Here is a 12,092-nt window from a genome sequence, read left to right on the forward strand (position 1 = left end):
AGGTGCGGCGCTACGACTGGCTCAAGGAGATCCGGCGGCTCGATCCGGAGCAGGACTTCGTACGGATCTACCGGATCACCGCCACCCACGAATTCCCCTGGGACCTCACCCGGGCCCTGGAGCTGGCGCTCTACCGCACCTACGCGGTGCCGAGCATCGGCCGGCTGCTCGCCCGGACCGCGGAGCTGACGGACCGAACGCAGAAACGCTACGACGACACCGCTCTCCTCCTGGACGCCGTCCTGGAGCACGGTTTCGACGGCGAGGAGGGCCGCACCGCGCTCCGCCGCATCAACCAGATGCACCGCAGTTACGACATCAGCAACGACGACATGCGCTATGTGCTGTGCACCTTCGTGGTGGTGCCGATCCGCTGGATCGACCGGTATGGCTGGCGGCGGCTGAGCGAACACGAGAAGCGGGCCATAGCGGCGTACTACCGTACCCTCGGGCGCCATCTGGGCATCACCGAAATCCCGCAGAGCCACCAGGACTTCGAGCGCTGCCTCGATGCCTACGAGGCGGCGCACTTCGGCTGGGACCCCGGTGCCCGCCGGGTGTCGGACGCCACCCTGGACCTGATGGCGGGCTGGTACGGACCGCTCGCACCGGTGGTGCGCGGTGCGAGCATGGCCCTCCTGGACGACGCGCTGCTGGACGCCTTCCGCTACGACCGACCCAGGCCGGAGGTCCGGAAGGCGGTACGGGGCGCCCTCAAGCTGCGTGCCCGGGCCGTGCGGCTGCTGCCGCCTCGCCGCACCCCGCACTACGCCCGCCAGAACCCGGAGATCAAGGGCTATCCGAACGGCTTCCGGGTGGCCGAACTGGGGACGTTCCCCGCCTCCCGCCGGGTGGGCGGCTGCCCCGTTCCCCATGAGGAGGACCCGGCGGCACCGTGAGGCACGGGGGTCCGCCAGGGAGTGAGGGGTGTCTCACCCCTGGCGGACCGCCAGTGCCAGGTAGCGGGAGTCCTCGTCCACGTACCGGACCAGGTCCCAGCCGCTGTCGGCCAGGAGGGGCCGCAGGTTCGGCTCCGCCCGCAGGTCGCCGGGCGTGAGGGGGCGGCCCTTGCGCGCTGCGAGGGCCGCCCGCCCGACGGGGTGGAAGAGGGCCAGCCGGCCACCGGGGCGGACGACCCTGGCCAGTTCGGACAGCCCGCCCGCGCAGTCGGGCAGATGGGAGATCAGCCCGGCGGCGAACACGGCGTCCAGGGTGGCGCCGCGGAGCGGAAGCCGGGTCACGTCGCCGAGCAGCAGGGCCCCGTGGGCGGCGCGTCCGGCCCGTACGGCGGCGCGCAGCATCTCCGGGGTGAGGTCCGCGCCCAGCACCGTTCCGCGCGCTCCCACGGCCTCTCGGAGGGCCGGCAGCGCGCGTCCGGTGCCGCAGCCGGCGTCCAGGACGCGATCGCCTTTCCGGAGGGACAGTTCGGCGACGCCGGCCGCGTAGGCGGGGCCGTCATCGGGGAACTTGGCGTCCCAGCCGGCGGCGCGCGGCGCGAAGAACGCGCGGACCTCGTGCGGCCGGTCGGCGTGGTGGTCGGTCATCGGGCTCCTTCGGGGGCTGCGGGACGACGGTTGGCCAAAGGGGCGGTGGCGGCGTACAGGACGCCCGCGACGAGCAGGGCGACCACCACGCCGAGGTTCATGGCACCCAGGGTGCCGTGTGCGGCGCCGTCGGTGAGCAAATAGCCCACCACCCGGGCGATATGGGGATCCGCCGACGTGATCAGGCCGAGTCCGACGGCGGTGGCGACGGCCAGTGAGAGCACCGCCGGCCATCCCACGGCGGGCACGGCGGCCAGATCGAAGCCGGTCCGGCGCCGGCGCCGCTGCTCGACCAGGAACACCGCCGTCCACGCGGCCATCGCCACCCCGATGATGGACAGGAAAGCCTGGAACGTGGCGAAGAAACCGGGCGAGACGAACAGCACATACCAGCCACCCGCGGCCATCAGCACACCGTCCACCAGCACCGCGAGATGCCGGCGGACGGGGATGCCCAGGGCCAGCAGCGACATGCCCGAGCTGTAGATGTCCATGATCGCCCCGGAGGCGAAGCCCCCGATGGCGGTCAGCAGATACGGCACCAGGAACCAGGTCGGCAGCGCGGCGGCCAGCGCGCCCACGGGGTCGGCGGCTGCCGCCCGCGCGAGCCCCGGGTCACCGGCGTTGAGCAGTACCCCGAAGACCAGTAGCACCACAGGGGCCAGCACCCCGCCCAGCGTCGTCCAGCCGGCGATCGCCCGGCCGCTGCTCCTTCGGGGCAGATAACGGCTGTAGTCCGCACCGCAGTTGACCCACCCCAGCCCCAGCAGCGTCATCGCGAAGACCACGCCGCCGATGGCGGTGCCGAGATCGGCCGGCGGGCCGTGCACGAGGGCGGACGGGTGGACGCGGCCGGCCATCAGCACCACGTAGACCACCGTCGTCGTGGTGATCGCGGCGGTCACATAGGTCTGCACCTTCATGATCAGCGCATGTCCGTAGATCCCGACGACGACCACGGAGACGGCGGTCACCGCGAAGCACAGGGCCTGGGCCCCGGTGGTCGGGGTCCGCCCGCCGGGCCGGGCGAAGACCTCGGGCGAGACACGCGCCAGGATGGCGGCGCCGCCCAGGGAGGAGAGCGCGACGAGTACGGTCTCCCAGCCGACGTTCGAGACATAACTGAACAAGGTGGGAAGCTTGTTGCCCTGCCGCCCGAAGGAGGCCCGCCCGATGGCCATCGTGGGCGCTCCCGTACGCGCACCGGCGATCGAGACCACGCCGACCAGGACGAACGACAGCACATAGCCGATGACTCCGGTGACCACCGCCTGCCAGGGATTGAGCCCGAGGCCCATGAGATAGCTCCCGTAGGCGATGCCCAGCAGGGACAGCCCGGACGCGGCCCACGGCCAGAACAGGGACCGGGGCGTGCCGTGCCGCTCGGCGTCCGGAACCGGGTCGATCCCGTTGCGCTCCACGGTGCCCGCCGTGGTGTGCGCGGCGACGGGCGAGTCGTGCCGCCGCTCCGACTGCTGCTGGGTCATGGGCTCATGTTCCCCCATGGACACCGGCCGCAGGGGAACGGGTGTGCGGTAATCGGCTTGGTCGGGGACCGTCTTGACCAGAGCCTTTGGCAGCTTTCGTGAATTCGAGGACATCCCGATCAGCGGGCGGTACGGTCCTCGCCATGGATTTCGGACGGCGCTCCGTGCCGCCGTCGGCTCCCCTGCCGAGCCATGGATCCGCACGCCCGCGATGCGCGGGACCCGCACCCTGAAGGAGACGGCCGATGAACGCCGCACAAGGGGCCCCGGAGGGCGCAGCCCTGGACCCTGACCCCGCATTGTCGCTGAAAGTCTTGGTCGCGGGCGGATTCGGGGCGGGCAAGACCACCCTGGTCGGCTCGGTCAGCGAGATCCGGCCGCTGCGTACGGAGGAACGCCTCAGTGAGGCGGGCGAATCCGTGGACGACACCGGGGGAGTGGACAGCAAGACGAGCACCACCGTGGCGATGGACTTCGGCCGCATCACCATCAGGGACGGGCTCGCCCTGTACCTCTTCGGCACTCCCGGGCAGGACCGCTTCTGGTTCCTGTGGGACGACCTGTCGGAGGGCGCCCTGGGGGCCGTGGTGCTGGCCGACACCCGCCGGCTGCAGGACTGCTTCCCGGCCGTCGACTACTTCGAGCGCCGCGCGATCCCGTTCCTCGTGGCCGTCAACTGCTTTGCGGAGGCCCGTTCCTACGGGGCCGACGAGGTCTCCCGCGCCCTGGACCTGAACCGCGGCACCCCCGTGATCCTCTGTGACGCCCGGGACCGCGACTCCGGCAAGGAGGTGCTGGTCCGCCTTGTCGAGCACGCCGGGCGGCTGCACTCCGCCCGGCAGCTGGATTCGGTGGGCTGACCCACGGCGGGGCGGCGCGGGCACCGGATGCCCCGCGCCGCCCCCGCTCGTCAGCTCGTGAGATCGGCCATCGCGATCACCTTGTCGATCCTGACCCGGACCACCAGTTCGCCCGGCACGCCGTTGCGGGCGCCGAACTCCTCCGCGCGCTCCTCGCCCACGTAGCGGGCCGCGATCCGGGTCGCCCAGTACCGTAGGTCCGCCAGGTCCTCGCTGACTTCCGCCGTCCCGTGCACGACGACGAACGAGAACGGCGGCCGTTCGTCGTCGACGCACAGCGCCACCCTGCCGTCGCGGACGAGATTGCGGCCCTTGACCGACTTCTTGCCGGTGTTGAACACCAGCTCGTCCCCGTCCATGAGGAACGACACCGGGGCGATGTGCGGGCTCCCGTCGGCCCGTACGGTCGACAGCTTTCCGGTGCGGGTGCCCTCGGAAAGGAACGTCCGCCACTCGTCCTTGGTCATCTTGTGCACCATGCCGCCATCCTGGCCGCCGGCCCGATCCCGCGGTACTTGGCGCGCCGGGCGTAGTGCCGCTTGCCGAGACGGCGGACGTGGGACAGGCTGGCACGGCAGTGTGCGGACGGACCGTGAACTGCCGTCCGGCCGCGTGTGCGGACGGGTATACGGGGAGGAAGCGGCATGGCATTGAGCAGCGGACTCGACTGGCTGCTGGACGACCTGACCAAACGGGTGGAGAAGGTACGGCACGCGCTGGTGCTCTCCAACGACGGGCTGGTGACCGGCGTGAGCCAGGGGCTGGAGCGGGAGGACGCCGAGCATCTCGCGGCGGTCGCCTCGGGGCTGCACAGTCTGGCGAAGGGGTCGGCACTCCACTTCCGCATCGGACGGGTACGCCAGACCATGATCGAGTTCGATGACGGGGTGTTGTTCGTGACGGCGGCGGGGGACGGCAGCTGCCTGTGCGTGCTGGCCGGGGCCGACGCCGACATGGGGCAGATCGCTTACGAAATGACGCTGTTGGTCAATCGCGTCGGGGAGCACCTGGGCGTCGCGGCCCGGCAGCCGGAGAGTTATCCACAGGCTTGAGGCGGGCGTTGACCCGCTGTCGCCGCCCGCGGCACAGTCGTCACTGTCAGTGATCGACCGAGTTGCGGGGGAAGCAACATGACAGTGATGTGCGACGGGCAGCAGACGCTCACGATGGGACGGGCGGCCCGGGAACTGGAGCTGCGGAGCGGCGAGTTCGAGCTCGCCACCCAGCTGGGACATGTACGGACGGTCCCGGCCGGACCCGCGGACCGGCCGGGAAGCGCCGGGCCGCCCGCCCGGTGCCGGGTCCCGGCGGAGGAGATCGCCCGGCTGAAGGCCGAGCCGGGCTTCCCGGAGGCGCTGCGCGAACGCCTCCGCACCCTCACCACGAACGAGGCCGCCGCGCTGATGGGCATCGGCCCCGGCCGGGCCCTGCGGCTGACCCGCGCCGGCTGCGTGAGCCCCGTCCGGTTCTACGTCAACCGCTTCGGCGCCGTGGTCTGGCTCTATCTCGCCACGGAGATCGCGGAGTTCGCGGAGCGCCAGCCGGAGCTGATGCAGGGCAGCACCCCCGCCGCGATGCGGGTGATGCTCGACAACGGGCAGGACTGGCGGGCCCGGGAATGGCGCAGCCGCCGGGTCGCCCAGCTCATGCGCCGGACCGACGACCCCTGGGCCGCGGCGGCGGTGATCGCCGCCGTACTCCCTCCGGAAGAACTGGCCTCGGTGGCCCAGGACCCGCTGGAACGCACCCTGCTCCGCAGGCTGCGCCCGATCCTCGCCTCCATGATCACGGCGACCCCCGCGGCCCGCGAAGCCTTCGAACGGGCCCTGACGGCCGAGGAGTTCGACGAGGTGATGTGGTACCGCGTCAACCTCTCCCGCTCCCTCGAAGAGGCCCGCCGCGAGGACCCCGGCCGGGTGCGCACACCGCCCGCCGCAACGGCCGCCACCCGCCGCCCGGTTCAGCCGTCCAGCTTGCGGAACAGCCCCTCCTGGACGACCGAGACGAGAAGCCTGCCCTCGCGGTCGTAGATCCGTCCGCGGGCCAGGCCCCGGCCGCCGGTGGCGATGGGGGACTCCTGGTCGTAGAGGAACCACTCGTCCGCGCGGAAGGGACGGTGGAACCACATGGCGTGGTCGAGGGAGGCCATGTCGAAGCCGCGCGGGCCCCAGAGGGGCTCGATCGGGATCCGGACCGCGTCCAGCAGGGTCATGTCGCTGGCGTAGGTCAGCGCGCAGGTGTGCACCAGCGGATCGTCACCCAGCGGTCCGACCGCGCGCATCCAGACGGCGCTGCGCGGCTCCGCGCCCTCGATCTCGTCCGGCGTCCAGCGCAGCCGGTCGACATACCGGATGTCGAACGGCTGCCGGCGCGCCATCCGTTCCAGCGCCTCGGGCAGACCGCCCAGGTGCTCGCGGACCTCTTGCGCGACGTTCGGCAGGTCGTCCGGGTCGGGTACGGCCCGGCGCATCGGCAGTTGGTGTTCGAAGCCGGGTTCCGGCTTGTGGAAGGAGGCGGTCAGGTTGAAGATCGTGCGTCCCTGCTGGACGGCGACGACCCGGCGGGTGGTGAAGGACCGCCCGTCGCGGACCCGCTCGACCTGGTACACGATCGGCACCCCGGGCTGGCCGGGGCGCAGGAAGTACGCGTGCAGCGAGTGGACCGGGCGGTCCCCTTCGGTGGTCCGCCCGGCAGCCACCAGAGCCTGGCCGGCGACCTGCCCGCCGAAGACCCGCTGGAGGCTCTCCTGGGGGCTGCGGCCCCGGAAGATGTTCACCTCGATCTGTTCGAGGTCCAGCAGGTCGACCAGCTTCTCGGCCGGATTCGTCGTCACCGGTGGCCCTCCGTCATCTCCTGCGGCGGCCTCGGGCGAAGCCGTCGCCTCACAACTGCCCCACATCGGTGACCCGCACCACCGCGCGTCCCTCCTCGTCGGAGGCGGCCAGGTCCACCTCGGCGGAGATGCCCCAGTCGTGATCGCCGTTCGGGTCGGCGAAAGTCTGCCGCACCTTCCACAGACCGTGCTCGGCATCCTCCTCGATCCGCAGGAGCTTGGGGCCGCGCGCGTCCGGGCCGGTGCCCAGCTCGTCGTATTCGTCCCAGTAGGCGTCCATGGCCTCGCCCCATGCGTCCGCGTCCCACCCGGAGTCGGCGTCCATCTCGCCGAGTTCCTCGACCTTGTCCAGCGCCGCCAGCTCCACCCGCCGGAACATCGCATTGCGGACGAGGACCCGGAACGCCCGCGCGTTGGTGGTGACCGGCCGGACCTGGTCGGCGCGTTCGGCCGCCTCGTCCGCCGTCTCCTCCTCCGGGTTGGCGAGCTGCTCCCATTCGTCCAGCAGACTGGAGTCGACCTGCCGGACCATCTCGCCCAGCCAGGCGACGATGTCCTGGAAGTCCTCCGACTTCAGATCGTCCGGCACGGTGTGGTCCAGGGCCTTGAAGGCGCTCGCCAGGTAGCGCAGGACGATGCCCTCGGTGCGCGCCAGCTCGTAGAAGGAGGTGAACTCCGTGAAGGTCATGGCGCGTTCGTACATGTCGCGGATGACCGACTTCGGCGACAGCGGATGGTCGCCGACCCACGGGTGGCTCCTGCGGTAGAGGCCGTAGGCGTGCGACAGCAGTTCGTCGAGCGGCTTGGGGTACTCGACGTCCATGAGGCGCTCCATGCGCTCCTCGTACTCGACGCCGTCGGCCTTCATCTGGGCGACCGCTTCGCCCCGAGCCTTGTTCTGCTGGGCGGCCAGGATCTGCCGGGGGTCGTCGAGCGTCGACTCCACGACCGAGACCATGTCCAGCGCGTACGACGGCGACTCGGGGTCGAGCAGGTCGAACGCGGCCAGCGCGAACGTCGACAGCGGCTGGTTGAGCGCGAAGTCCTGCTGGAGGTCGACGGTGAGCCGGACGATCCGGCCCTCCGCGTCCGGCTCCGGGAGCCGCTCCACGATCCCGCCGTCCACCAGGGAGCGGTAGATCGCGATCGCGCGGCGGATGTGCCGCAGCTGGTTCCGGCGCGGCTCGTGGTTGTCCTCCAGGAGCCGGCGCATCGCCTCGAAGGCGTTGCCCGGCCGGGCGATCACCGACAGCAGCATCGCGTGCGTCACCCGGAAGCGCGAGGTCAGCGGCTCGGGATCGGACGCGATGAGCTTCTCGAAGGTGTTCTCGCCCCAGTTGACGAAGCCCTCCGGCGCCTTCTTGCGGACCACCTTGCGGCGCTTCTTCGGATCGTCGCCCGCCTTCGCCAGCGCCTTCTCGTTCTCGATGACGTGCTCGGGGGCCTGGGCGACCACGAAGCCCGCGGTGTCGAAGCCGGCCCGCCCGGCGCGCCCGGCGATCTGGTGGAACTCCCGCGCCCGCAGCGTCCGCACCCGCGTCCCGTCGTACTTGGTCAGTGCGGTGAACAGCACCGTACGGATGGGGACGTTGACCCCGACGCCCAGCGTGTCGGTACCGCAGATGACCTTCAGCAGCCCTGCCTGCGCCAGCTTCTCGACGAGCCGGCGGTACTTCGGCAGCATGCCGGCGTGGTGCACGCCGATACCGTGCCGGACGTACCGCGACAGGTTGCGCCCGAACTTGGTGGTGAACCGGAAGTTCCCGATGAGCTTGGCGATCTCGTCCTTCTCGGCGCGGGTGCACATGTTGATGCTCATCAGCGCCTGCGCCCGCTCCACGGCGGCGGCCTGGGTGAAGTGCACGATGTAGACCGGCGACTGGCGGGTCTCCAGCAGTTCGGTCAGCGTCTCGGTCAGCGCCGTCGTGCGGTACTCGTACGACAGCGGTACCGGCCGGGTCGCGGAGCGCACCACCGACGTCGGCTTGCCGGTGCGCCGGGTCAGGTCCTCCTCGAACCGCGACATGTCGCCGAGCGTCGCCGACATCAGGATGAACTGCGCCTGCGGCAGCTCCAGCAGCGGGATCTGCCAGGCCCAGCCGCGGTCCGGCTCGGCGTAGAAATGGAACTCGTCCATCACGACCTGGCCGATGTCGGCGTGCTTGCCGTCGCGCAGCGCTATCGAGGCGAGCACCTCGGCGGTGCAGCAGATGACCGGCGCATCCGCGTTGACCGACGCGTCACCGGTGAGCATGCCGACGTTCTCGGTGCCGAAGAGCTTGCAGAGGTCGAAGAACTTCTCCGAGACCAGCGCCTTGATGGGCGCGGTGTAGAACGTGACCTGGTCATGGGCGAGAGCGGTGAAGTGCGCGCCGGCCGCCACCAGGCTCTTCCCGGAGCCGGTGGGGGTGGACAGGACGACGTTCGCCCCCGAGACCACTTCGATCAGCGCCTCCTCCTGGGCAGGGTAGAGCGCGATGCCCTGCTGCTCGGCCCAGCCCGAAAAGGCTTCGAAGAGGGCATCGGGGTCGGCGTCGTTCGGCAGATGATCGATGAGGGTCACGCCCCCCATACTGCCTGCCTTCGGGCCGGATCCGGGAACCGGTGCTCCGGATGGAGATCAACTGGCGATCAGCAGCCGGTGGAGATACCCGCTCCGCGGGTGCCCGCGCCGCGTCGTGTCGGCCCCGCCGCCGGACCGTGGTATCGGCCTCGCGGTCCTGACCTGCGGGGACGGCATGCGGCGGGCGCCGCGCGGGAGACGGCCCGGCGCTGCGGGGCGGTGCGGCCGGTGCAGTGGGTCCGCGGAGACTTCCACGCAAGGTCTTTACATGGCGTGCACGAACGGGTGCGGAACGCAGCCGCCGTCGCGATGCCCGGTGTGTCGTCCGGCGGGCGGGTTCTCCGGAGCCCCCGTTCCCGGCGGCGAGATCATTTGACGCTACGCTGAGTGGTCGACCGGGCGTCAGATATGTAGCGGAAACGCAACGCGTCATGCGCAGACGTCACAAGCGCAGAGCAAGAGGTGGGGAACGACCATGATGGGACCGGCGCACTCGCTGTCGGGGGCCGCGGCCTGGCTGGGGGTGGGGGCGGCGGCTTACGAGGCCGGGTATCCGATGCCCTGGCCGGTACTGGCCAGCGGCGCCCTGATCTGTGCCGGGGCGGCGCTCGCGCCGGATCTGGACCACAAGGCCGCCACCATTTCGCGGGCCTTCGGGCCGCTGTCGCGGGGGCTCTGCGAGGTGGTCGACACCCTGTCGCACGCGGTGTACAAGGCGACGAAGATGCGCGGGGACGCGCACCGTTCGGGCGGGCACCGGACGCTCACCCACACCTGGCTCTGGGCCGTGCTGGTCGGTGGCGGTATGTCACTGCTGGCGACGGAGGGCGGGCGCTGGGCGGTGCTCGGGATCCTCTTCGTCCATATGGTGCTCGCCATCGAAGGGCTGCTGTGGCGGGCGGCGCGGGTCTCCAGCGATGTGCTGGTCTGGCTGCTGGGTGCCGCGACGGCGTGGATACTGGCCGGGATCCTCGACGAGCCGGGCAACGGCGCGAACTGGCTGTTCGCGGAGCCGGGGCAGGAATACCTGTGGCTCGGGCTGCCGATCATGCTCGGTGCGCTGGTGCACGACATCGGCGATGCGCTGACCGTTTCGGGCTGCCCGATCCTGTGGCCCATCCCGGTGGGCCGGAAGCGCTGGTATCCGCTGGGTACGCCCAGGCCGATGCGCTTCCGGGCCGGGAGCTGGGTGGAGCTGAAGGTGCTGATGCCGGGCTTCATGCTGCTGGGCGGCATCGGGGCGCTGGACGCGCTCGGGTACGTCTGACCGAGGGGTGGCCTAGGGGCTCCCGGAGGGGAGGGGTGGTGGGCGGCGCCCCGGCTCCGTAGGTCTCGCGCCCCGTATCCCCGTATACCGGGGCCCGAAGACCGCCGCCGCCCGTGTGCTCCCAACGCCCGTGCCCCCCTTGCCCGTACGCCTCCGCCCGGGTTCCCCACCCGCCGGTTCGTTGGCCGGCCCGGTGCGGTCCGGTGCGGCGGGCCGGGCGGCGTGCCTCAGCCGTGCCACGACTTCCACAGCGCTGCGTACGCCCCGCCGGCGGTGACCAGTTCCTGGTGGCTGCCCAGTTCGCTGATGCGGCCGTCCTCGACGACGGCGATGACATCGGCGTCATGGGCGGTGTGCAGGCGGTGGGCGATGGCCACGACCGTGCGACCGCGCAGGACCTTGCCCAGCGAGCGTTCCAGGTGGCGGGCGGCCCGCGGGTCCAGCAGCGAGGTCGCCTCGTCCAGGACCAGGGTGTGCGGGTCGGCCAGGACCAGGCGGGCCAGGGCGATGTGCTGGGCCTGGGCCGGAGTCAGGGTCCGGCCGCCGGAACCGACCTCGGTGTCCAGGCCGTTGGGGAGCGCGCCGGCCCAGCCGTCCGCGTCGACCGCGCCCAGCGCCGCCCAGAGTTCGGCGTCGGCCGCGCCGGTGCGGGCCAGCAGGAGGTTGTCGCGCAGCGTGCCGACGAAGACATGGTGCTCCTGATTGACCAGGGCGACATGTTCCCGGACGCGTTCGGCGGGCATCGCGGAGAGTTCGGCGCCGCCCAGGGACACCGTGCCGGTGCGCGGGCCGTAGATGCCGGCCAGCAGCCGTCCCAGGGTGGACTTGCCGGCGCCCGACGGGCCGACCAGCGCCACCGTGCTCCCCGGGCGGACGCTCAGCGAGACCTGGTGCAGCACGTCGACGCCCGCGCGGTAGCCGAAGCTGACGTCCTCGGCGCGCACGCCCCGGCCGTCGGGGAGGACCGTCGCGTCGGCCGCCTCCGGTTCGATCTCGCGGACGCCGACGAGGCGGGCGATGGACACCTGGGCCACCTGGAGCTCGTCGTACCAGCGCAGGATCAGGCTGACCGGCTCCCGCAGCATCTGCGCGAGGAGCGCGCCGGTCGTCAGCTGGCCGGGGGTGATCCAGCCGTGGAAGACGAAGACCCCGCCGAGCAACAGCGCGGAGCCGAGGATCAGCACGTGGCTGACGTTGATGACGGGGAAGAGGACGGAGCGGAGGGAGAGGGTGTAGTGCTCCCACTGGGTCCACTCGCGGATCCGGCGCTCGGAGAGGGCGATCCGGAGGTGGCCCATGCGGTGTGCCTCGATGGTGCGGCCGGCGTCGACGGACTCGGTGAGGACCGCGGACACCGCGGCGTAACCGGCGGCCTCGGAGCGGTAGGCGCCGGGCGCGCGCCGGAAGTACCAGCGGCAGCCGATGAGCAGTAGCGGCAGCGCGATGACGACGGACAGCGCGAGCGGCGGGGGGGGGAGGGCGAGCCCGCCGAGCAGCAGGCCCGCCCAGACGACGGCGATGGACAGTTCCGGTACGGC

At 71.5% G+C, this 12,092-nt stretch carries 11 protein-coding genes; 5 read left to right on the plus strand and 6 right to left on the minus strand.

Going from position 1 to position 12,092, the window contains the following annotated elements:
* Nucleotides 1-2 precede the first annotated feature (2 nt).
* Nucleotides 3-899: an oxygenase MpaB family protein gene (locus RZ84_RS32515; protein ID WP_043268044.1), complete on the plus strand. Its 897-nt coding sequence runs from the start codon at nucleotides 3-5 to the stop codon at nucleotides 897-899.
* Between the two features lie 33 nt (nucleotides 900-932).
* On the opposite strand, the gene RZ84_RS32520 is transcribed toward RZ84_RS32515, so the two are convergent.
* Both RZ84_RS32520 and RZ84_RS32525 read right to left on the minus strand, forming a co-directional pair.
* Entirely contained in the window at nucleotides 933-1,544 is a 612-nt protein-coding gene (locus tag RZ84_RS32520; RefSeq protein ID WP_043268045.1) for a class I SAM-dependent methyltransferase, read from the minus strand.
* Nucleotides 1,541-3,031 carry a purine-cytosine permease family protein gene (locus tag RZ84_RS32525; RefSeq protein WP_052230318.1) on the minus strand — a complete coding sequence of 497 codons (1,491 nt, stop codon included), beginning with the start codon at nucleotides 3,029-3,031 and terminating at the stop codon, nucleotides 1,541-1,543. Before RZ84_RS32525 ends, RZ84_RS32520 begins: the two co-directional genes overlap by 4 nt.
* A gap of 245 nt (nucleotides 3,032-3,276) precedes the next feature.
* Between RZ84_RS32525 and RZ84_RS32530 the strand changes: the two genes are divergently transcribed.
* The gene (locus tag RZ84_RS32530) at nucleotides 3,277-3,891 is read left to right on the plus strand and encodes a GTP-binding protein (RefSeq protein ID WP_052230319.1); all 615 of its coding nucleotides are present in this window, start codon (nucleotides 3,277-3,279) and stop codon (nucleotides 3,889-3,891) included.
* A gap of 50 nt (nucleotides 3,892-3,941) precedes the next feature.
* Here the strand turns inward: RZ84_RS32530 and RZ84_RS32535 are convergent, their stop codons facing one another.
* Nucleotides 3,942-4,370, minus strand: a complete 429-nt coding sequence (locus RZ84_RS32535) for a PPOX class F420-dependent oxidoreductase (protein WP_043268046.1) — start codon at nucleotides 4,368-4,370, stop codon at nucleotides 3,942-3,944.
* 165 nt (nucleotides 4,371-4,535) lie between these two features.
* On the opposite strand from RZ84_RS32535, the gene RZ84_RS32540 reads away from it, so the two are divergent.
* Together RZ84_RS32540 and RZ84_RS32545 are read left to right on the plus strand one after the other, a co-directional pair.
* Entirely contained in the window at nucleotides 4,536-4,943 is a 408-nt protein-coding gene (locus RZ84_RS32540; RefSeq protein WP_043268047.1) for a roadblock/LC7 domain-containing protein, read from the plus strand.
* Nucleotides 4,944-5,021: 78 nt separating this feature from the next.
* The gene (locus RZ84_RS32545) at nucleotides 5,022-5,921 is read left to right on the plus strand and encodes a DUF6397 family protein (RefSeq protein WP_241777968.1); all 900 of its coding nucleotides are present in this window, start codon (nucleotides 5,022-5,024) and stop codon (nucleotides 5,919-5,921) included.
* Here the strand turns inward: RZ84_RS32545 and RZ84_RS32550 are convergent.
* Both RZ84_RS32550 and RZ84_RS32555 read right to left on the minus strand, forming a co-directional pair.
* Nucleotides 5,852-6,724: an acyl-CoA thioesterase gene (locus RZ84_RS32550; RefSeq protein WP_043268049.1), complete on the minus strand. Its 873-nt coding sequence runs from the start codon at nucleotides 6,722-6,724 to the stop codon at nucleotides 5,852-5,854. The two genes, RZ84_RS32545 and RZ84_RS32550, sit on opposite strands and share 70 nt — an antisense overlap.
* Nucleotides 6,725-6,773: 49 nt before the next feature.
* Nucleotides 6,774-9,287, minus strand: a complete 2,514-nt coding sequence (locus RZ84_RS32555; RefSeq protein ID WP_043271519.1) for a DEAD/DEAH box helicase — start codon at nucleotides 9,285-9,287, stop codon at nucleotides 6,774-6,776.
* 475 nt (nucleotides 9,288-9,762) lie between these two features.
* Here RZ84_RS32555 and RZ84_RS32560 point away from each other — a divergent pair, with 475 nt between their 5' ends.
* Nucleotides 9,763-10,554 carry a metal-dependent hydrolase gene (locus RZ84_RS32560; RefSeq protein WP_043268050.1) on the plus strand — a complete coding sequence of 264 codons (792 nt, stop codon included), beginning with the start codon at nucleotides 9,763-9,765 and terminating at the stop codon, nucleotides 10,552-10,554.
* A gap of 227 nt (nucleotides 10,555-10,781) precedes the next feature.
* Here RZ84_RS32560 and RZ84_RS32565 read toward each other — a convergent pair.
* On the minus strand, nucleotides 10,782-12,092 hold a 1,311-nt coding region (locus RZ84_RS32565), incomplete at its 5' end, for an ABC transporter ATP-binding protein (protein ID WP_241777969.1).

The sequence above is a fragment of the Streptomyces sp. CT34 genome (assembly GCF_000805335.1).
In the GTDB taxonomy this organism is placed as follows: Bacteria; Actinomycetota; Actinomycetes; order Streptomycetales; family Streptomycetaceae; genus Streptomyces.